At 38.0% G+C, this 255-nt stretch carries 1 protein-coding gene; it reads right to left on the reverse strand.

The genetic code is table 11. From position 1 onward, the window contains the following. Nucleotides 1-255, reverse strand: a 255-nt coding sequence (locus K8B81_RS20905; protein ID WP_223683455.1) for a transposase, incomplete at both ends; no start/stop codon positions are given.

Genomic DNA, 255 nt, shown 5'->3' on the forward strand with positions numbered 1-255 from the left:
TTTGGAAGTTATTATATTGTTTTCTGCTCAATTTTCGAAGATTATGGGCAAGCGCCATCAGTCCAAATTCGATTTGGATTTTTTCAAGTCCTTTTAAGGTAAACCGGGTAAATTTATTGTTGCTTTTGAGTTGCCCGAAAACCGCTTCAACTTCTATTGGACGTTTGCTTCGGTGTTGTTTCCCTTTTTCAGAATTAAGCCGTTCCTTAGCTTTGAATTTAAGGGCATTCAGGCGATGATTCACTTCAATTCTCC

Origin of the sequence: Flavobacterium hibisci, assembly GCF_020026925.1 — a bacterium.
Lineage (GTDB): Bacteria > Bacteroidota > Bacteroidia > Flavobacteriales > Flavobacteriaceae > Flavobacterium > Flavobacterium hibisci.